This is a genomic window from Helicobacter valdiviensis (assembly GCF_003245365.1).
Classification (GTDB): domain Bacteria; phylum Campylobacterota; class Campylobacteria; order Campylobacterales; family Helicobacteraceae; genus Helicobacter_D; species Helicobacter_D valdiviensis.
This window is the reverse complement of the sequence record NZ_NBIU01000017.1, coordinates 18,642-40,542: the sequence shown is the minus strand read 5'-3', so window position 1 is coordinate 40,542 and position 21,901 is coordinate 18,642. Positions and strand designations below refer to the sequence as shown.

The 21,901-nt window shown below is 33.2% G+C and carries 16 protein-coding genes; 5 read left to right on the top strand and 11 right to left on the bottom strand.

What is annotated here, in order from left to right; translation table 11 throughout:
- Nucleotides 1-198: 198 nt before the first annotated feature.
- Nucleotides 199-1,206, bottom strand: coding sequence for a hypothetical protein (locus B6S12_RS06550; protein WP_111230004.1), 1,008 nt, complete (start codon nucleotides 1,204-1,206; stop codon nucleotides 199-201).
- Between the two features lie 405 nt (nucleotides 1,207-1,611).
- Between B6S12_RS06550 and B6S12_RS11080 the strand changes: the two genes are divergently transcribed.
- The 5 genes from B6S12_RS11080 to B6S12_RS06530 all read left to right on the top strand — a co-directional run bounded on the left by B6S12_RS11080 (nucleotide 1,612) and on the right by B6S12_RS06530 (nucleotide 9,581).
- The gene (locus B6S12_RS11080; RefSeq protein WP_181450978.1) at nucleotides 1,612-1,764 is read left to right on the top strand and encodes a hypothetical protein; all 153 of its coding nucleotides are present in this window, start codon (nucleotides 1,612-1,614) and stop codon (nucleotides 1,762-1,764) included.
- Nucleotides 1,765-1,822: 58 nt separating this feature from the next.
- Nucleotides 1,823-3,643, top strand: a complete 1,821-nt coding sequence (locus tag B6S12_RS06545) for an ankyrin repeat domain-containing protein (RefSeq protein WP_111230003.1) — start codon at nucleotides 1,823-1,825, stop codon at nucleotides 3,641-3,643.
- 97 nt (nucleotides 3,644-3,740) lie between these two features.
- The gene (locus tag B6S12_RS06540; RefSeq protein ID WP_111230002.1) at nucleotides 3,741-8,309 is read left to right on the top strand and encodes a hypothetical protein; all 4,569 of its coding nucleotides are present in this window, start codon (nucleotides 3,741-3,743) and stop codon (nucleotides 8,307-8,309) included.
- Between the two features lie 25 nt (nucleotides 8,310-8,334).
- Entirely contained in the window at nucleotides 8,335-8,988 is a 654-nt protein-coding gene (locus tag B6S12_RS06535; protein WP_111230001.1) for a PoNe immunity protein domain-containing protein, read from the top strand.
- A 35-nt stretch (nucleotides 8,989-9,023) separates the two neighbouring features.
- Nucleotides 9,024-9,581, top strand: a complete 558-nt coding sequence (locus B6S12_RS06530) for a hypothetical protein (protein WP_111230000.1) — start codon at nucleotides 9,024-9,026, stop codon at nucleotides 9,579-9,581.
- Nucleotides 9,582-9,792: 211 nt separating this feature from the next.
- On the opposite strand, the gene murI is transcribed toward B6S12_RS06530, so the two are convergent.
- From murI to B6S12_RS06480, 10 genes are all read right to left on the bottom strand, one after another.
- On the bottom strand, nucleotides 9,793-10,545 hold the full coding sequence (murI, locus tag B6S12_RS06525) for a glutamate racemase (RefSeq protein WP_111229999.1): 753 nt from the start codon (nucleotides 10,543-10,545) through the stop codon (nucleotides 9,793-9,795).
- A gap of 1 nt (nucleotide 10,546) precedes the next feature.
- A complete protein-coding gene (rho, locus tag B6S12_RS06520) occupies nucleotides 10,547-11,875 on the bottom strand; it encodes a transcription termination factor Rho (RefSeq protein WP_111229998.1) in 1,329 nt (442 codons plus the stop codon).
- A 253-nt stretch (nucleotides 11,876-12,128) separates the two neighbouring features.
- Nucleotides 12,129-13,607 (bottom strand): NADH-quinone oxidoreductase subunit NuoN, encoded by a 1,479-nt coding sequence (gene nuoN, locus B6S12_RS06515; RefSeq protein WP_111229997.1) that lies wholly within the window; start codon nucleotides 13,605-13,607, stop codon nucleotides 12,129-12,131.
- Nucleotides 13,607-15,139 carry an NADH-quinone oxidoreductase subunit M gene (locus B6S12_RS06510; RefSeq protein WP_111229996.1) on the bottom strand — a complete coding sequence of 511 codons (1,533 nt, stop codon included), beginning with the start codon at nucleotides 15,137-15,139 and terminating at the stop codon, nucleotides 13,607-13,609. Before B6S12_RS06510 ends, nuoN begins: the two co-directional genes overlap by 1 nt.
- Before the next feature lie 3 nt (nucleotides 15,140-15,142).
- Entirely contained in the window at nucleotides 15,143-16,981 is a 1,839-nt protein-coding gene (gene nuoL, locus B6S12_RS06505; RefSeq protein ID WP_111229995.1) for an NADH-quinone oxidoreductase subunit L, read from the bottom strand.
- Nucleotides 16,982-16,983: 2 nt separating this feature from the next.
- Nucleotides 16,984-17,286, bottom strand: a complete 303-nt coding sequence (gene nuoK, locus B6S12_RS06500; RefSeq protein ID WP_111229994.1) for an NADH-quinone oxidoreductase subunit NuoK — start codon at nucleotides 17,284-17,286, stop codon at nucleotides 16,984-16,986.
- On the bottom strand, nucleotides 17,283-17,831 hold the full coding sequence (locus B6S12_RS06495) for an NADH-quinone oxidoreductase subunit J (RefSeq protein ID WP_111229993.1): 549 nt from the start codon (nucleotides 17,829-17,831) through the stop codon (nucleotides 17,283-17,285). The genes nuoK and B6S12_RS06495 overlap by 4 nt, the downstream gene beginning before the upstream one ends.
- Nucleotides 17,824-18,435, bottom strand: a complete 612-nt coding sequence (gene nuoI, locus B6S12_RS06490; RefSeq protein ID WP_111229992.1) for an NADH-quinone oxidoreductase subunit NuoI — start codon at nucleotides 18,433-18,435, stop codon at nucleotides 17,824-17,826. The genes B6S12_RS06495 and nuoI overlap by 8 nt, the downstream gene beginning before the upstream one ends.
- On the bottom strand, nucleotides 18,435-19,430 hold the full coding sequence (gene nuoH, locus B6S12_RS06485) for an NADH-quinone oxidoreductase subunit NuoH (protein ID WP_111229991.1): 996 nt from the start codon (nucleotides 19,428-19,430) through the stop codon (nucleotides 18,435-18,437). Before nuoH ends, nuoI begins: the two co-directional genes overlap by 1 nt.
- Nucleotides 19,427-21,898 (bottom strand): NADH-quinone oxidoreductase subunit G, encoded by a 2,472-nt coding sequence (locus tag B6S12_RS06480; RefSeq protein ID WP_111229990.1) that lies wholly within the window; start codon nucleotides 21,896-21,898, stop codon nucleotides 19,427-19,429. Before B6S12_RS06480 ends, nuoH begins: the two co-directional genes overlap by 4 nt.
- Nucleotides 21,899-21,901 lie beyond the last annotated feature (3 nt).

Below are 21,901 nucleotides of genomic sequence, written 5' to 3'. Positions count from 1 at the left end.
GATTAGAGAGATTAGAGAGATTAGAGAGATTAGAGAGATTAGAGAGATTAGAGAGATTAGAGAGATTAGAGAGATTAGAGAGATTAGAGAGATTAGAGAGATTAGAGAGATTAGAGAGATTAAAAGTTTTGATATGTATGCAAGATAATCAAATCTTATCTTGCAATATTACATCTAGTCAAATTCTTTCTTTATTTCTTAAAAAGAATATGTAAATTCTCCTTTATCTGTCTTTAGAAGCACCTCTACAACATCTGGACAATTATATGAAATTTTATAAGTATCCCCAAATTTTATTTTAATTGGAAATTTGCTTTGCAATAAAGCGTGGTATTTTTTATCTAACCCCAAAATAATATCCTCCGACCCCTTTCTATAATAATTTTTACCTTCAAAATAAACAATAACTTCCTCTACATCTGGCGCATAATAATAGTTAAGTTCTGAATCTATTTGAATTTGCAGTGTTTTTTGCGTAGTTTTATTGTAATCTACTAATATATTTTTCAAGCTTTCTTGGTATCTTTTAGCACCTTCTAATTGTAATTGCATATTGGATAATTCTCTCTCATAAGAACTTAAAAAATTCATCTTGCTTTCTTGTCCTTCTTTTTCACAAGTTTTATCTATATACTCTTGACTAATATCTCTCATTGTAAATCTTTGCAATCCTTGAGTGTAATCATATTTGCATTTTTTTAATGCTTCTTGATAAGTTTCTTGTAATTTCTTTTCTTTTTCTGATATTTTTTTGGCAATAGCTTCTTCTAAATTTTTCTCCAGTTCCAATTGATACCTTATTTCCTCTTGTTTTTCCTCTCTATCATTTTCCATTTCTTTTTGTGCTCTCATTTTTAATTCTTCTATTTTCTTTGGACTGCCTTGAATTAACATTTTCTTATCTAATAATTGTTTTAGCACATCCACATTCACATCATCATAATACATTGAACGCACTGGCTTACAATTTCCTCTATTTACCACTATGTTATCAATTTGTAAATCTCCATCAACTGGCTTAATATTTACCATTGTTCTAATAGGCACTCTCTTAGAACTTCCAAAAGCCCTCATCATATCATCTGCAATTTTAGAATATATCCCCTCTGTAGTTACTTCTGGAGCCTCACCATCCATACACCCACTAAACAATAACAAAACTGCAACACTTAAAGAACCACAACAAAATTTAATTTTGCTTACCACATTTACTCCTTGTTTTTAAAAGTAATACCTAATCCTACAAAAAAAAAAAAAAAATCAAGTCATATCTTAAAAAAATATTATTTATAATTTATAATTTATTATAAAATTAAATAAGTTTTTAGAAAAGTTTTAGAAATTACCCCCAAGAAATAAAATACTCCAAATTATAAGCTATCATTTTTTACAAAAATTAATAAATAAGAATTACTAAACTTTAACCAACAAATCTCTAAAATACTAAAACTACAATTAAATTTTAGGAAGAAATGCGACTAAATACAGAACAAATAGGAGTATATACTCATTAAAGACTGCAAGAAAAACGCCACACTAGAATACCAGATTTGCCACCACAATTACCTTTGTAACAATCTTTAACTTTTATGTTAAAATTTGATTTTATTTTTGCCAAATAAAAAGGATAGCAATGCACACATCAAAACACTGCAAAACACACAAGAAGATAACAGAATTAATATAGAACTAGAGCTTTATAGATTAATTAAGCAAAATAAAGTTGCAAAGGTAAAAAGAGTTTTTGAAAACCCAAGCAAATAGCCTTGTAAATCGTTTTTTTGTATAATTCCTGAATTATTTTTAACCAAAAAGGAAAATCATGATACTAGAAGAATTAGAAACCATAGGTGATAAGATGTTTGATGCGATTGAGGATTTTATGAAAGTCATCAAAACTGGGAATTTGAAGAAAATTAAAAAGGCAGTAGAGACTTTCCCTATCACTCAAGCGCATAATTCTAAAAAAACCCAAATCGCGTATGCTCCGGTATCTGCGTTGGCTCATGCGGGGCTAGCGTATGAGAAGACACAAAGCTTTGAAGTGATGGAATATCTTGAAAGCTTGGGGCTTAGGGCGGATTATTATAGTCCGTTTTCCACAGGAAATAATGCACTCACCGCCTATATTGAGAATAAGGGCACAAGCGATGTAGTGATTGAGTATTTTTTAAGCAAAGGTGCAAGTTTTGAAGTCTATGACAAAGGTAATGGTGAGACGCCTTTGCATTCTTGGGCGATGTTTAATAAAGCTGACTTTTTAGAGCTAGCCCTAAAGCATGGGGCAAATCCTAACATCAAAAGCATTAAAGGCGAGGAGAAGTATTCTTGGGACGATATAGGTGCTACCCCTTTAATCCATGCAGCATTTGCTGATAAAAAGCCTGTAGGAGCAGCACTAAAAGTGCTTATAAAATATGGTGCGGATATCAATGCTGCCTATTGTGGGCTAGATTATGAGCATGATTATAAAAAATACAAAGAGCCTAAAACTCCGCTAGATAATGCTTTTAATAATGCTCCAAATAAAAAGTTTTTAAAAAACTTAGAGGCTAAGACTTGGGAGGAGCTAGTAAAAGATTATGAGATTGATACAAGCCTGCCTTATGAAGAGCAAGTGAAAATGTATGAGGAAAAAAGAAAGGATGTGAGCTTTACCCCAAAGGGTGAGATTACAGACATTAAAGAAGCCTTTAAGAATCTAGATAAAAAGTCAAAAAATCTCAAAGATGAGATTCTAAATATCTTAAAAACCCAATATAAACTTTGGAAAAAAGATAAAAAGGTAAATGAAAAAACGCTTAGCTTTAGTGAGGATTTGCTAGAGATTTTAGAATATGATGCGAAAAACCTCAAAAGTGCTTGCAAAAAGGCGTGGATAAAGGACTTAGAAGAAGAGGCAGATGCGATTTATGATTCTATGTATAGCTTTAAAATGGAGCGCGATAATCCAGAGAAGTTTAAAAAGCTTGAAGCGCGTATCCAAAAGGCAATTTCTTTAGAATATGCCATTATGGAAAAGCTAAAATCATTAAGAGCTAATAAAAATATCGCCTCTCTTTCAAACAAAGAGATTTTAAAAAACTATAAAGAAACTTTTGAGGGCGCTTTAGAAAAAGAGATTGCAGAAATTTTGTTTGTAGTTTTACAAAATGAAGATGAAGAGAGTGCGCTTGAAATCATCAAAAAAGCGTGCAAAGAGGATTTAATTGATGAAGATTTTGATATTTACTTACCAGAATTAAGGCTAGATACGCCAATTCTAATCGCAGTAGCGTTTTTTAATCGTGCAAAAATTATCAATTATCTTTTAAGCCAAGATTATGAGATAGATCGATCAGACTTTGGGAATACGCCACTTTTTCTAGCGGCTAAAATGGGGCATATAGAATCTGCTAAAGTTTTAATCAAAAATGGTGCGGAACTAGACTATATCAACTGCTTTGATCAAAAGCTGTTGATAGAAACCATTGCGATAAATCTCCCGCAAAACACAGCAATGTGTGAGCTTTTAATAGAAAGTGGCGCAAAGGTGGATGACAAGATACTAGAAGCCACAAAGGCAAAGCTAAATAAGGCAGAAAATGAAGCACAGAAAAAGGCGATAGAAAAGCTTATTAAATCCATAGAATCTAAACTTTAAAAGCTTAAAGAGGTTTTGAAAAGCTAGATTAATATCTAAGCTCTAAAACCTCTTAAAAAGTTTAAATAAATGATTTGTATCACATTTAAGGAGTTTTATGCACTTCACACAATACAAAAAAGGCAAATATTGCTATTTTGAAATACAAAACACAAATGAAGATTTTTTCAATACCTTTATGGAAATTATGCAAAAAAGCTACTTTAGCATAAAGTTAGAGGAGAGAGAAGAGTATCAAAAAATCCCCAATGATATGCAAGAAGAAGAGATAGAGGAGATACTAAATAGCGAGTTGCTTTTATTTGTAAGATTAAGCGGTGTGGAGTGCTTTTGGTGCTATAAAGAAGGCGCAACTACGATTGTTACTTATCATGGGTATGATTTACTTATAAAGACTCTTTTAGAAGATTTTTGCAAACTCTATACACAATTTTTAAATGGTGAACTAAGTTTAGAGGAAGATGAGGAAGAAGAGGACTACGAAGATGATGAGGATTATTATGACTTTGATGATGAGGAAAATGAGGAACTAGAGGAAGAAGATGAGGAAATAGAATATAATGAAAGCGATGAAGAGGATTTAAGAGAAGATAGCACAGAATCTTCCCCTTTAGCTTTTAATTCTTTTAATTCTTTGAATGCGCTCCAAGAGACTTGGGCGAAAATGGGGATAAACTTAGAAGATTTTCAAGCACTCTCCAGACAGATGAGTGAGCAATATGAACGCACACAAGAGGAGCTAGAGAAAATGGGCAAGCTACGCCCTAAAGATAAAGCCCTAAGAATGCGCGCATCGCTCTTGCAACAAAAAGCCTTTAGAAAAGTTTGCAATTTAAATCTTGCGCAGTTTGAACGCCTGAGTGCTAAAGATTTAAAAGAGTATCAAAACTACATGGATACTGAGCTTCTAAGGGTGGTAAAAGCGCTTACAATGCACGAATACGCTACAAAAGATAATATCAGCGTGATTGCCTTTCACCCACTCACAGAGCAAATCACGCCCCAAAAAATACAAAAAGAAACGCAAAAAGAAAAATCTCTGCTAAATCAGGCTAAAACCTATCTGCTTAATCTTGTAACAGCAGGAGCAAAGGTAGATAATACACTTGCAAATCTTGCTTTGCAATCAACGACAACCTACACTTCTTTAAGCTATCAGCGCATTGAAAAAGAGCAAATCCAAGATAAAGAAGCCTATCTCTATGCCCTGCCACGCCATAAAATGCTTGGAGACCTTAATCTAATCTTGCAAACTTGTGTGTATCAAAACTACCAACGCGTTAATGGGCTCACACAAATTAAAGAGGAAATAGATCAAGAATGGAGCGATGAAGAGCATGTAGAAATGTTTGCTATTAAGCTTGGCGGGGAATATCCTAAGCTTATAGATTACAAGCAGCTAGATTCCAATCTTAGCCAACAAGAGCTAGAAGAAATCGCGCAAAAACTGCTTGAAAGTGCGATAAGTGAGGTAAATGGCGAGCTTGAAAAATCACAAACCAAAGAATTAGAGTTTGCAACATGGCAAATTGAAGAATTAGATTTTAAACAACCACAGCCCACAGCTCCAAACCCCAAAAACGCCTACAAGAAAGCTATGGAAATTTTCATACAAGAATATGAAGATAAAACCCCTAAAAATACAAAATCTAAAAATATCGCACTTAGCCTACAATCTGGCTTTCAATCTCACTTTAAAGATTCACAACACATAGAATCTAACAACACAAATTCTAACAATGCAGATTCTAGTGGCAAACCCCTAATATTCTTCGCACATCTAAAAGATTCAGAGTCTATAGAATCTGCAAAGCCAACGCGCCTAGTTGATAGCTTAAAAGACTATGAAAAAGAGGCGATACAAAAGATTTTTAATTTTAGAGGCGATACACAAATTTCACAGATTCATCTAAACGCACTTGATAAACTCTTCAATTCTATTATTAAAAATCTTTGCGGGTTTTATGAGATTGCTGCAGATCTTTTAAGTAAAGAGCAACAACAAGCCCTTTTAGTATCTAAAGAGTTTCAAGCGCTTTTTGATGATGAAATAGATGAGCGCATTTTTGAAAATATCTTTATCCATTCGCTTTTTCATCAAACTAAAGTCTTTAGCACCAAAAATTGCACGGCATTATATGATCTTTTGGGTGTGCCTTTTGAGCTAACTTGGGAGCATTTCCTTTTGCTCTTATACACAGGAGTTAAGATAAAAAAATCCTATATTAAACATCTTGAAAATGCCAAAAACATCTATAAATCTATGTATTTTCACCTAGCAGATCTCTATAATGAAAACTTTCGATCTTTTAAACACACAACTTACACTACAAAAAATGGCGAGAAAATCGCTCTGAATAATCTAAAAGCCTTGCAAAATGCAAAAGATTTTTTAAATTCAAGCAATGCTTATCAATTATTAAGGCAGGTTCTAGGAATCTTAAAAAAATTGCAAAATGTAGAGCAAAGAGCGATGTATTTAGAGAACCAGTATCCTTCTTATACAAAATTTCAAGAGTGTGAAGATTATAGGCCAGAGCTTTTTATCTATGCGTTTATTGATGATAAATTCAACTTTTTAGCTTATGAGAGTTTAGGTAAAAAAGAAAGAATAGAGGGGCGTATCGATGAAATCATGCAAAATTTAAAAATGGGGAATCTACATACAGATATAGAGCCAATTTTGGAGTTTTTGGGGCTTAGCTCATCAGTTTATCTCTCAAAATCTAGTGTAGATAACACAACCTTTAACATAGAATCCACAGAAACTGAGCTAAAAATCAATTTAAGAGATTTTAGTAACGCCAAAAATTGCAATGAAGCCAAAAGAGCATTTTTAGACTTTTTAGAGCGGTGCAATATTTCTCAACTCATTTTTGCAAAAACCACAAAAATAACAAACGAATTTTTAGGCGAAGTTGGTGAGTCGCGTATTATCGGTAAAGGTATAGGTGTAATTGAAGGAGAAAAAATCAGTGATATGCCTTATAATATAGTCGGCTTTAAGTTTTATCAGACTCACAGAGATGATGTGGCAATTATTCGCATAAAAAGCGATGAAGCGCTTGAATTTCTTATAGATATCTTGGAAGAGCAAGATAAAAAGTATAATAAAACACCTTACCAAGTCATCATTGGCGACTATGACACACAAAAAATTGATGGCGCATTTTGGCTTTATGCTTGCTCTTACAAAGGGCAAGATTTTATAGGCAAAGCACATTATCAGTATTTTATCGGCGATGAAAAAGCATTTTGCGAAGACTTTTTGGAAAATAAAAATTTCTTTGATTTGAGCAAATATAGTCAAATATATTTAGGCTATTGTGAGGAAAATAGCGAGATTGCAGAGATTAAAGAGCTAGAAGAAAGCCCTTTTAATGATAAGATTTTCATAGAAGATGGGCAAGATTTTTGTAATATTTACACCAAGCAAGAAGATTCTACACTGGCTATATTAATAAATTCTAGTGGGTATGATGAATCTAAGTTTCCAAAATTTCTCTATGAGTTTTTAGAATCTAAAAGCAATGCCACCTTTAGCCCTTTGACTTTTGGCCATTTACTGAACAATAAAAATTATAAGTTTTTTAGATTGCAAAAAGAGCTAGATTTACAAACTCCAAAAATCACACAAGAATTAGCAAGGCAAATCATAAAGCAAGAGGAGCTTTTTTCAGTCTCTTGGTATAAGAGGAAAAAAGAGGGTTTAGGCGAATATATGCTAGGAATTTGGTGGGATAAGAATGTGCAAAAATATGAGGTTTTTAGAACAGGTGAGCGTGCAAGCATAGAGCATGAAAAAGACTTTGAGAGAGAAGATGAGGCATTACAATATTTGCTTACACAAAATTATATTGATCTTTATAAGGTTGCTAAAAAAAAGGGAATGGATGAAAAGAATCTAAAAAAGTTATTGCAGGATTTGCAATACCCATTCATTTGGTATGATGAGCCATTAAGGCCTGTGTGTGCAGGTATTAAGCGTGAAAATAATACCTATGTAAGCTTTATAACAGATTCTAAGGCACAAATCATAGAGTATAAAACTTTGGTGTTTGATGAGGAAGTTGTTGCACTTTATGCTCTGTTTAATCGCACACGCACTTTGCATAATCTTCCAAAACAAAAAATATTAAGAGAACCATTCAATATAAATAATGCAGATGATTTGCTTTTTAAGGCAATTATGACTAGTGATTTTGAGCTTTTTACAAAAGCAATAGAGCAAGGCGCAAATATAAATGGCAGAATTGATGAAAGGCAAGAGCTAAGCGAGTATGCTACAGAACCTATTATTTGTGAGGAAGGTGCGTATTATTATGGGTTAGCACTCTCGCAAGTGCTAGGCGGTATCACGCTAGGTAATGAAGAATTTAGTGAAGAAGAGCTACTAAAAGAAAATGAACAAGCCTTTAAGATTCTCTATGCTATGCGGGATTTAAAGCCAAGTGATGAGGCGGTAGAGTATGCTAAAGTTGTGCTAGAAGATACGCATGGTAATTGGTGGTATGATGCTTATAAATGGGCTGATGAGTTTGGCTATACAGGTGATTTAGAGGATGAGGAGGCGATTTTTGCTTGGCTAAGAGAAAACAAAGGCTTAAGATATTTTGAAACTTTGATTAAAGATTTAGGCTTTGATTTAGAGCTTAAATGGGAATAAAATATATACTAAAGAAAGGATAAAAATGCTAAGAGATACTAAGAGAGATGAAGCGTATTTTACGAAACATATAATAGAGTGGGAAGAAGAAATTAAAGAAGATGAAAAAAGACTCTTAGAACTTCCACTAGGGGATGCAAGAAGGGAAAATTATTTTTTTTCTATAACAGATGGAAAAAAATGTATTGCTATGGATAAATACTCTCGTGGTGATGATATAAATCTAGTTAAAAAAGATTTAGAAGCACTTATGCTATTAAGACAAAAAAATCGTTTAGAATTAGGAGGATTTGATACTAGCGATTATAGAGGAAATGCTATTGAACTTTGTGTTAGAGTATTACTAGATATGGATAGTGCTTGTGTATTAGAATTAATAGAAGAAGATGAGAGAAAGAAAAAAGATATTTTTAATAGAGATTGGTTTTTACATTTTATGGGTTCTAAGGGTAAGAATTTAAATTTAGAACGCAAATGTAATTGTAAAGAACACGAGCTTATTAAAGAATTTGTAGCTACTCAAGATATTGAGTTTTTACATCAATATATGAAAAAACATACAAGATTAAGAGATCCTCTAGATACTTGGGATCTTGAAGGTGCAGCAATTGTAAAGCTAATGAATTTAGATAAAGAAGAATTTAAACAATACAAATACTTTCCTTATGATTTGATTTAATCTTAGTGGGTTTATATTTTTCTAAAGGATAAAAAATGACAAGAGAACAAGCAGAATTGATTATAAAAGAAGAAAAGTTATTTTATGTAACTTGGCGTGATTATGATTATACAGCAGGAGAATATCATTTTACAATTTGGTTTAATCCTAACAATAATAAATACGAAGCTGTTTATATTGGAGAAAGGGGAGGTGTTGAATTTAAGTATTCTTTTGATAGTGAAAAAGAAGCCATTGATAAAATGTTACAAGAAAATTATTGGCATAAATATCATGATATCAAAGACATTAAAGAATATCTAACAAAAGAAGTAGCACTAAAAACCATCAAAGAAGAAAATCTAGAAGTGATTTGGTATGATGAAGCACTTAAACCAATGCGAGCAGGTATTAAACACGATAAACAAAGAGACAAATATATTTCTTTTATCACTAATGCTAAAGCAGAGATTATAGAATGGAAAAGTATTGAGTTTGATGGGGATAGATACAGTAAAACTTTTAAAGAAATGCTTAACAATGAATATATAGCCCTTTATACTCTTATCAATCGTGCTAGAATGATTAAACAAAATAGGATTAGCTTTGTGTAAATGTTTTAAGGTTAGGTTTTATCAAACAAATACCATAATAAAGGATAGAAAATGACAAGAGAACAAGCAGAATTAATTATAGGAGAAAAATTAAAAGTGATGTAGCAAAAAGTATTGAATTTAAGGAGAATAATATTTCCAAATAATGTTTAATGGTAGAGCAAAACCCTTTATGCAATCTATGCAAAATAATCAATAAGCTAAAAGCGTCTTAATTCCCTAACCATAATTTAGCGGTTTTTTCGAGATTTTCCACGCTATCACTTGCAAAAAATCGCACCTTTGTTTCTTGCTCCTTTTTTGCTAAAGTGTAAAATCTCTCCAAATACTCCACAATCGCTTCGCCAGAATGGATTAAAAGTGGTTCGTTATTAAAATAATTTGAAATAGCTTCCCTAATAAGTGGAAAATGCGTGCAACCCAAAATTATAGCTTCAGGTGTTTTTAAATCCTTAAAATAATATTCCATACACTCTTTTAAAAGATTCCCACTAAATACCCCCTCTTCTACAAGAGGAACAAACAAGCTTGTAGCCTTTGCCTCTAAATTCTTATAGCCTTTTTTAACTAAAAGTTCTTGATAAAGATTGCTAGAAATTGTCGCTTTTGTGCCTAAAATAAGAATTTTATCTTCTAAATTAGTAATTTTATTTTGCAATGCTAAAACTCCTGGTTCTATCACACCCACAACTGGATATTTTGCACTTTTTTGCATAGCTTCTAATCCATAAGCACTAACTGTATTACAAGCAACAACCAACAAATCTAAATCAAATTTTTCAAAGAAACTAAGTGCCTCTAGAGAATAATTAATAATTACTTCTTTGCTCCTTGTGCCATAAGGAACCCTTGCAGTATCTCCATAATAAATAATTTCTTGAAATTTATTGGTTTCTAGCAAATTTTTTAAAACACTAAGTCCCCCTACTCCACTATCAAAGACACCAATCCTGTTTGGAGTCATTTTAGTCCTTTGCACTATCATTCATCATATTTAAAAATTCTTCGTTATCTTTGGATTTTTGCATTTGAGAATATAAGAAAGTTAAAGCTTCAATTTCATTATTCATTTGATGAATCGCATTGCGTAATACCCAAACTTTTTGCAATCTATCATTACCAAGCAATAATTCTTCTTTTCTTGTCCCACTTTTTAAAATATCCATAGCAGGATAAATTCTTCTCTCAGCAATATTTCTTGCTAAAACAATTTCGCTATTACCTGTGCCCTTAAACTCTTCAAAAATAACTTCATCCATTCTTGAACCTGTTTCAATAAGAGCTGTAGCAATAATAGTAAGCGAACCACCCTTTTCAATATTTCTAGCAGCACCAAAAAATCTTTTAGGCTTATGGAGTGCATTAGCATCTACACCTCCACTTAACACTTTGCCACTACTTGGAGTAGCAGTATTATAAGCCCTTGCAAGACGCGTAATAGAATCTAGCAAAATCACGACATCTTTCCCCATTTCAACCATTCTTTTTGCTTTTTCCACTACAAGTTCTGCTACACGCGTATGATTGATTGCAGGCATATCAAAAGTAGAACTATAAACCTCCCCTTTTACACTTCTTTCCATATCTGTAACTTCTTCTGGACGCTCATCAATTAACAATACTATTAAATCAATCTCTGGATGGTTATGTGTAATTCCATAGGCTAATTCTTTCATAAGCTCTGTTTTACCTGTTCTAGGAGGAGCTACAATAAGCGCTCTTTGTCCTTTACCAATTGGAGAGAATAAATCTAACATTCTTCCTGTGATTTTAAAACTATTGTATTCAAGCTTAATTTGCTCTGTGGGAAAAAGTGGAGTTAAGTTATCAAAAAGGGGTCTATTTTTCATCTCTTCTGGAGATTGGTAATTAATAGCCTCTACCTTTAAAAGTGCATAATAGCGTTCTTGATCTTTAGGAGATCGCACTTGCCCTGTAACAATATCCCCATTTCTTAATGCAAAACGACGGATTTGCGTATTGCTTACATATGCATCATTTTGCGTTCCTGAAAAATTCTCATCAATTGCGCGTAAAAAGCCATAGCCCTCTTGAGTAATTTCTAAAATTCCTGTAAAAAGTATAAAGCCACCTTTGCTTACTTGCGTTTTTAAAATCTCAAAGATTAACTCTTGACGCAAAAATTCTTGCGGATTTTCAATCCCTAAAGATTTAGCAATATCTGCAAGCTTATTAATTGGCAAAGATCGCAATTCTTCAATCGTATGCCCCTCTACAGGTGTATGCGTCCTCATTTTATTATAGTCTTTTTTATACTCTTTGTTTTCGCCCATCTTGTCCCTTTGGTGATTTCTGCAAAGCCTAAGAAGATTATATTTTTAAGTAAAATGAAATTGTAAAACTTGTAGAACTTCTGCTCTCACAAAAGCTTCCTAGCAGTTTCTTAAAATTTTGCAGTTTAAAAAAGTAATGGTGTAATTTTATTCTAAAATACTCCCCTTGTCAAGTTTTTATCCCCTAAAGCCCTCATTAATATATCTAAAAATCCTAAAAGCCTCCTTCCCCAAAAAGACTTTTAGGCTAAAATTACAAATAATAAAGTGCTGTGTGAATAATTTTCATCAAAACATCAAAATAAAAAATAGCAAAGGTAGATAAAACAGCAGCAATAGCCATAATAATCCTCAAAGGCAATGTAGCATTTTGCGTATAAAGCTCTCCATTTTCTACAACAGGCTCTTTTAAAAACATATAAACAATTAGCTTTAGATAATAATAAACTGCAATAGCACTATTTACAGCCATCACACAAGCCAAGAAAATAAAACCATTAGAAATAGCAGCACTCATAATTTCTAACTTTCCAAAAAAGACAGAAAAAGGAGGAATACCTGCTAAAGAAAGCATGAAAATACCCATAATCACTGCAATAATAGGAGAGGTTTTAATGAGACCTGAAAATTTTTCATAAGGATGATCATAGCGTTTATCCCATACATGCTCTTTTGTGCGAGATACCCATAGCATAGAAAACGCACCAAGATTTGCAAATAAAAATAAAAACCAATAAACAAAAAGTGCACTATAAGCATTTTCACCTATCAAAATAGCACTAAATACAAAACCTGCATGCGAGATTGAACTATATGCCAACATTCTTTTAACATCAGTTTGCACAAGCGCCACCAAGTTTGGATAAGTAATTGTAATAACTACAAGTGCATAAAAAAGATATTGCACCCCCTCATTTGGCAAGAAAAGAGTAAAAATTCTAAGTGCTACTATAAAACCTGCGATCTTAGGCACAATAGACATAAATCCCGCTAAAAATGCATTAGAACCCTCATAAACATCTGGCGTCCAAGTATGAAAAGGCACCAAGGATAACTTAAACCCTAAGGACACAACAAAAAATGCCAAAGAAGCAAAAAGCAATATTTGATTTTTTCCTTCATTAAGATTTAATACCTCCCAAATTGCACCGATTTCTAAATGCCCGCTTGCAAAGTAAAGCAACATCACACCAAATGCAAAAGAAGCAGCACTCAAAGCCCCCATAACAAAATATTTAATAGAAGATTCAAAAGAAGTTCTGCGATTATGCATTGCTATTAAGGTATAAAGTGCCAAAGATGCCGTTTCTAATCCTAAAAAGATTACCACTAAATGTGTGCTAGAAACCATAAAGGCAAATCCCGCACACATAAACAAAAAGAGGGAATAAAATTCATAATAGGAAAAATCATGAAACCTTTTAGAAGTAAGCGTAAGAGGTAAAAATAATAAAGCTGCAAGCAAAATAATCAATAACCCTAAAAACGCAAAAGAATCAATAAGTATCATTCCATAAAATGCACTCACACCCGTAACATTTTCTAAAAAAAATAAAGAACCACAAGACATTCCTAAAAATATCAAAGATAATGCAACATAAAGTTGCTTGTTCGCATTTTTTAAGCACATTCCCACAATTAATTCAATCAGTGCACCCACAAGCAAAATAAGCATGGGCACAATACTTACAAAATTCATTTCTGTTAATGAAAAAGTTGGTGTTGCTAACATTAATTTGCCCCCCATATCTCTTTAAGATTCGTCTTTGTCTGCTCTATAAATTTTTTTGCGGATTGCCCACTAATGCGTGAATCTACAAGACTAATCACTTCTTTTACTCCTACATTTATAGGGGTTAATACTGGCTTTGGATATACACCTAGCCATACAACAATCACTACCAATGGCAAAAGTGCGCTCCACTCTCTTAAATTCAAATCTTTTAAGGATAAATTTGCTTCATTATTCACTTTACCAAAAAACATTTTACGATAAAGATTTAGCATATAAATAGCACCCACAATAATACTTAATCCTGCAAGCAAAGTCATCGTCTTAGAAACTGCAAAAAATCCAAGCAAAGATAAAAACTCCCCAACAAAGCCCATAGTTAAAGGAAGTCCAATAGAAGCCATCATCATAAAACCAAAAATTGCCGCATAATTTGGCATGGTTTTAGCAATTCCACCAAACTCACTAAGCAATTTTGTATGGCGACGCTCATAAATCATACCCACCATCATAAACAATGCACCACTAATAATCCCATGGCTTAACATAAAAAATACAGAACCACTCATTCCCTCTTCTACAAAAGAGAAAAGTCCTATCATAATCACACCCATATGTGAAATAGAACTATATGCGATTACCTGTTTAATATCCTCTTGCGCAAAAGCCACAATGGCACCATAAATAATCATAATCAAAGATAAAATAGCAATAGGATACACAAAAGCTACTGAAGCATCTGGAAAGAGTGGAATAGAAAATCTTAAAAATCCATAAGTCCCCATTTTAAGCAACACAGCTGCTAAAATAATAGAACCGATTGTGGGAGCTTGTCCATGTGCATAAGGCAACCAAGTATGGAATGGGAAAAGTGGCACTTTTACAGCTAATCCACAGAAAAATGCCACAAAAAGCCACATTTGAATATTTTTTGGCATTGCTTCTATTACATACCAATCTAAAAGTGAGAAACTCCATGTGCCTGTGGTTTCTGCATAAAAATACGCACAATACAAAATCCCAACAAGCATAATAATAGAACCCAAAAATGTATATAAGAAGAATTTTACTGCCGCATAAATCCTACTTCCACTACCCCATGCACCAATAATATAGAGCATAGGCACTAAGCTTAATTCCCAAAAGATATAAAATAAAATCATATCAAGCGCACAAAATACCCCTATCATAATCCCTTCTAAAAAAAGCAAAGAGATGATAAGCTTTTTTGTATCTTTTGTTTCATTAAGATAAATAAAACCTATTAGCATAATAAAAGAACTTAACAAAACCAAAAATAATGAAACTCCATCAATTCCCACTAAATAACTAATTCCATTAAATGCTATGGGAATTTGACTAATAAATTGAAAGCCTCCCTCTTCTAAAGAATAGCTATACCACAAAAATAAAGTAAAAATAAATTCTACTAATGCAACAACAACTGCATAGGCTTTCAGATTTTCTTTAATCATTAAACCTAAAATGGCAGCTAAAAAAGGAAAAAATATAATTAAATTTAACAAATCCATAGGTTATCTCCAAAATACTGCAAATAATAATAAAAGGAATAATCCAAAAGCCATAATCCAAAGCATACTAGAAAGATTTCCACTTTGCACAAAGCGTAATTTTTCACCACTTCCCTCACATATCTTAGCAATGCTATCTACAATCGTATCAATGATTTTTTTATCCACTTGCAACCAAGCAATTTTGGATAGTCTTTTATAATTTTGAATAAAAAGCTTATCATATAAAAGTGGTATATAATATTGATTAAAAAGAATTTTATAAATAAAAGTATTTTCCCATTTAGATGAAAATCCACCCCTTCTATATTTAAACACAGCAAATAAAATCCCACTTAATGCTACCACCAAAGTAACTCCAATTAAAATATAAAGCACATTTTTAGCAAGCTTAGCTTCATATTGTGGCAGGGTTTGCAATACAAAATGGTGGAACAATGGTTCTATAAAACCGCCAAAAACCGCTAAAAATCCAAGAGGAAGCATCGCATAAATCATAAAAGGATAAGCCTCATGAGGATGCTCTTCATGTTTGGCTTTACCAAAGAATACAAGCATAATAAGTCTAAAACTATAAAATGCTGTTAAAAAGGCACCCAACAATAACATACCCCATAAGATATAAGCCTCACTATCATATGCTACTTCTAAAATTTTATCTTTTGAGAAAAAGCCTGAAAATGGATAAATTCCAGCTAATGCAATGGAAGCTAAAATCATTAAAATCGCACTCCATTTCATGCTCTTATAAAGCCCACCCATTTTGCTAATATCTAGCTTATCATTCATAGCATGCATTACATTTCCAGCACCTAAGAATAATAAGGATTTGAAAAATGCGTGGATTGCAAGATGGAAAAGTGCTATCCAATAAGCTTCTAGTCCTGCTGCTACAAACATATATCCAAGCTGTGAAAGCGTAGAATAAGCAATTATGCGTTTTAAATCCCTATTTACCAATGCCATACTTGCTGCAAATACCGCTACAAACGCACCTAAACTTGCAATAGCAAAGCCCACTTCAGGAATTAAAGAATAAAGCGGATTTGCTCTAATCACCAAATAAACTCCAGCTGTTACCATAGTAGCAGCATGGATAAGTGCAGATACTGGAGTAGGTCCCTCCATCGCATCTGCTAACCAAGTATGCAAAGGAAATTGCGCACTCTTACCCATAGCACCCACAAACAATAATACTCCAATTGCTATAAGTAACTCTTTTGGTGCTTCATAAATTTTTGTTAAAACTTCTCCATATTGCAAACTTCCAAAGGTCCAATAAATTAAAAAGATTCCAAGCAACATTCCAAGATCTGCAATACGATTGATAATAAAAGCTTCATTTGCGGCAAATGAGGCACTATCCCTATCATACCAAAAGCCAATCAACATCCAAGAACAAAGCCCTACACCTTCCCAACCTATAAACAATCCAGCAAAATTATCGCTCATTACCAAAATAAGCATAGAAAAAACAAAAGCACTCAAATAAACAAAAAATCTATTAAAGCTTTTATCATGGCTCATATAACCAATAGCATAAATATGCACACATAGTGAAACTAAAGTAACCACTACCATCATAACTGTACTCACACTATCTACTAAAAACCCAAAAGGAATATAAAGAGTTCCTACATTAATCCATTCCATTAATGTAACACTTAAAGCCCCCCCTTGATAAACATTAACCAAAAGCAAAGAAGAAGCTACAAAGGAAACTCCAAGCATCAAAGTGGCAAAAACCCCTACAAACTGGAACTTACGCTTACTTGCAAAAGGAATTCCAAACAAACTCCCAACCAAAGGTGCAAAAAGTGCTAAATAAATTATTGTTTCCATACTTAGCCTTTCATAATCTGCAAATCGTCTAAATTTAGACTATGATGCTTTTTATACCAAGCAATTAATAGCCCTACACCTACTGCTACTTCACTTGCTGCCACTGCCAAGACAAAAAGAGCAAAAATCTGCCCTCCCAAGTCATTCCAATAATTACCTACAGCTACCAAGCCCACATTTACAGAATTCAATAAAATCTCTGTAGAGAAAAAAAGCATAAGGAGATTTTTACGCCTTAACATCCCATAAAGTCCTATTGCAAACATTAAACCTGATAAAATCAAATAATGATAGATTCCAATCATATCTTCTCTCCTTGCTCTTCTTCTGTAAGAGAATGTTTCATCCCCTTACCTGCTAAAACAATTCCAGCAATCATAGCCACAAGCAACATAATTGCAGCAATTTCAAAAGGAATTAAAAATTTTACAAAAATTACATAACCAATTTGTTCAGTATTACCAACTCCCTCCATCATTTTAGAGGCTACTTGCAAATCTTGCATATTTAAACTCATAACAGGTGCTAAAAAAATCACCAATAAAAGCAAAGCAATACCACCACTTAATAAAAAGACAAGTTTAGGATTTTTCACTCTTTGTGATTCTAGTTTTTGAGTATCAAAAAACATCATAGCAAAAGCATATAAAGCCACAACAGCACCTGTATAAATAATAATCTGTGCTACTCCTAAAAACTCTGCATTTAATAAAAAGAAAAATGCAGAAATAAAAATCATACCTGCTGCTAAAGCACTCAAAGCATAAAGAATATTATTAGTAGTAACAACTACCAAAAACATACCAAGACTTAAGCCACAAAAGGTATAAAATGCAATTGCCTCAAGCATTTTCTTCCTCCTTTTTCTCTTCTAAATATTTTAAAGGGGTTGCTTTGATTAGCATATCAGCATTTTCACTTACACAGCCTACGCCATTAAACTCTTCATCTTGTTTTTGCAATACTTTATCAATAGGAGTTAGCATATCTGCTTTTAGAGCAAAAGAAGCCCTTTGTTCGCTTGCATTCTCATATCTTTTTCCATGCACGATAGCTAGTTCTGGACATACTTCAGCACACAACCCACAATAAATGCAACGCCCAAAATTAATACTATATTCTACAACCCTCTTGCGTTTATCCTCTCCATAAAGCGTTTCCATTCTAATGCAATTAGATACGCAAATTTTCTCACATAGCCCACAGCCAATACAACGCTCATTACCACTTTCTAATAAGCGTTTTAACTCATGCACTGCTCTATATCTTGGGCTTAAAGGAAGTTTTTCTAAAGGATATTTTACGGTATGGATTTGTGCTTTACACATCTCCTTAAACACAAGCCAAAGCCCTACAAATAATTCTCCCTTTAATGCCCTATTCCAAAATCTCACAAAGCGTTCTGTATTAGTAATAGGTTGTTTATCTTCATAAATTTTTTTGTATTCTATCATCACGCACCTCCTAAAATCACAAAACCGCTTACAAGCACATTCAAAAGTGCCAAAGGAAATAGCACACGCCAACAAAGTCCCATAAGCTGATCTGGCCTTACATGAGGGAAAGCAGCCCTAGCCCACATAAAAAGAAAGATTAAAAACATTACTTTTAAAACAATGGCTAAGCCTCCTGGGATAAACCACAATGGATTAAATCCACCAAGGAAAATCAAAGATACAATAAAGGAAAGCAAAATCATACTTGCATACTCCCCTATAAAAAACATACCCCAACGCATTCCTGCATACTCTGTAGCATATCCTGCAACAATTTCTGCTTCATGCTCTAATAAATCAAAAGGCGTTCTATTAAGTTCCGCATAACCTGCAAACAAAAACAAAACAAATGCTAAAGGTTGAGAGAAAATAAGCCAATTTTCAATTCCACCACTTTGATAATTATTGATTTCTATTAACGAAAGCGAACCTACAAGCATAATAGGTGCTAAAAGCGAAAGCCCTGAAACCACTTCAAAACTAAGCAGTTGCACAGCAGCTCTAGCAGCTCCCAATAAAGACCATTTGCTATTTGCACTCATGCCTGCTAAAAGTGGGCCATAAATACTAGCAGCCCCTACTCCAAGCACAAATAAAATCCCCACATTAATATCTGAAATAATAGGATTAATTGTGCGTCCAAAAACTTCAAAAGGAGGGAAAAATGGCACAGGAGCCATTGCTATAAAAGCACATGCTGCAGTAATTACAGGTGCAATTCTAAAAATAAGGCGATTTGCTGAACTTGGCACAATATCTTCTTTTGTAAAAAGCTTAATTCCATCAGCTAAAATTTGCAAGATACCAAAAGGACCCACCAAATTTGGCCCTAATCTTCTTTGAAAAAAAGCTAAAAGCTTTCTTTCTACATAAGTTGCAAATCCAGCAAGTGCGGAAAAAACAAGCACTACCAATAATATTTTAATTAAAGTTTCTATTATATAAGCCATCATGATTTTACCTTTATTGTAGCTTTAGCATAGCGGGATTGTGGAAAATATTTAAATTCATCAAACTCACACATTCCTAAAGCTAAAAATTCACCTTCCATTCCATCATCAATTACAACTTTAGTTACAATGCTTTGAAGATTTGTAAATTCCACTTCCACATTATCATCTTCTTTTAAATTTAGCTTTTCTGCCATACTTTTAGAAACTTGCAAACCATTTTTTGCTTTCAAAATACTGCTTTGCAAAGTGAGATTTGAAAAATGCGAGAGAGGATTTCTAGAGTAAAGATTAAAATCCTCTAAAGCACCTAATTCTACTCTTTCTATATTAGCTTCTAATTTCTCAAATTCATTATGCAAAAGATAGCCTCTAATCTCACTACCATCATTTAAAAATCCATGTTCTAAGCTATCATATTCCACTTCTTTAAAGCCAGATTTTATAGGCAAAATTCTTGTATATTCTATTGTGTTCTCAAAATCCAAACCTAGCTCTTTTGCAAGATCATTAAGCTCATACCCTTTATATTTAAAAGCAGGATTGATAGGCACAACACGCTTATCCGCACTTACAAAAGTCCCTTCTTGTTCGTTTAAATAAGGCAATATCAAAGAGTTATCACTCTCATAACCCATTTTATAATCGCCTTTTGTGTTATAACCTATACAATAACCTTGTGCTTCTTTGCTTAATTCACAAATCAAAGAAATTCCAAGAGCATTTGTGCTAGGAGGCAAAAGCAAGATTTTAATATTGCTTAAAAGCTCAATCATTCCTAAAATAGTTGCTATATTTTTTGCATTTTTTGCTCTATACAAATCAAAACCTACTACCAAAACAGGATTTTTAGAGCTTTTAAGAATTTCCTTCACCTTAAAAATCTCTTCTTCTATTTGACAATACTCTAAGATTTTACTACTTAAAACTTCAATTTCCTTATCAGTCTTTTTAATCTCTTCTTTTTCTTCATAGACGATTACTCCCTTATCGTCTAAAAGCGGTTCTCCATTTTCATCAAGTTTTTGCACTTTAATTTTTTCTTTAATTTCTTCTTGCACTGTCTTTTTAAGAACAATCTCATAGCGTTTAATTTCTTCTTTTAAGCTTATTGGCATTTTTTCTTCTTCTACGCATAAACTCGCCAAAAGCAGTGCAAAGGCTTCTTCGCTTTGTGGTTTATAAATACTACTAATTAAATTTGTGCTTTTAACAAACTTATTAGCCACCACATCTATTTGTGTATGGAAATATGCTAAAGTTGAACCCTTATTCATCTTAAGAGCATTATTGATACTATGGGTAATTACAGGCATATCATAGCTTAATGCACCCCCAAAGCACATTATAAAATCACTTTTTCTTATTTCTTCTTGAGTAGCACTCCCTAAGCTCCCACTTACTCCCTTAAATTGCTGTAAAAATTGTTGAAAGCTAAACACTTCATCACACACTAGCAAATATCCATACTTTTCTTTTAGTTTTTGTAAAATAAGTGCTTCTTCATTGGTAATATTCCCCAAAAATCTTATACTTTTTGCCTCTTTTAAAGCTGCAAGAGCACCATTAAAAGACATCTTATCTTTTATGTGTCCTTGATGATTAAATTCATAAGCAAATCTCCCAGCAGGACAAAGTGTAGCAAAATTCCAATCACTACTTACTCTATAAATCTTTTGATTTTCTCCCCCAATTCCTTCATATTTCACTTCATAATTTAGCGGACATGCATTAGCACAATGGATACAGCTACTAGGTATCTTATTTAGCTCCCACGCATTAGAGGTATATTGGAAATGACTAACCCCCAATGCACCTACAGGACACACACTAGCACACTCCCCACAATCTTGACATTCTCCTTCTCCACTTAAACCGATAATGGATTTTTTAAATTTAGTCCATACACTAAAAGCATCTTTTGGCATACTTTCTTTATATTCTTTAGGAGGCATTTCTCCATCTCTTTTAAGCGCTTTAATATAGGATTTTCCTATCTTATCCTTACAAAGAGTTACGCAACGCTCACATAAAATACATAAATTTGGATCATAAGAAGTTTGCCCCCAAGTATCAAAACTTCTATACTCATCTTTCATTGCATATTCTTGCTGATTTACACCCACATAATGCGTGTAATTTTGCAATTCACATTCCCCGCTTTTATCACATACACCACATTGAAGCGGATGATTGACATCATAAGCTTGCATAATTGCTTTGCGTTCTTCTAAAATCTCTTGAGTATTCACCAAAACACTCATTCCCTCTTTAACTTTAGCATTACAAGCATATACCCTTTTCCCATCAGCTTCTACCATACACATCTTACAAGCTAGAGTAGGAGAAGCACAGCTAAGATAACAAATTGCAGGAATAAAAACTCCATTTGCTCTAGCAGCATTCAAAATACTCTCGCCCTCATTTGCGACTATTTCTTGCCCATCAATGTTTAGTGTTACTTGTCCCATTAT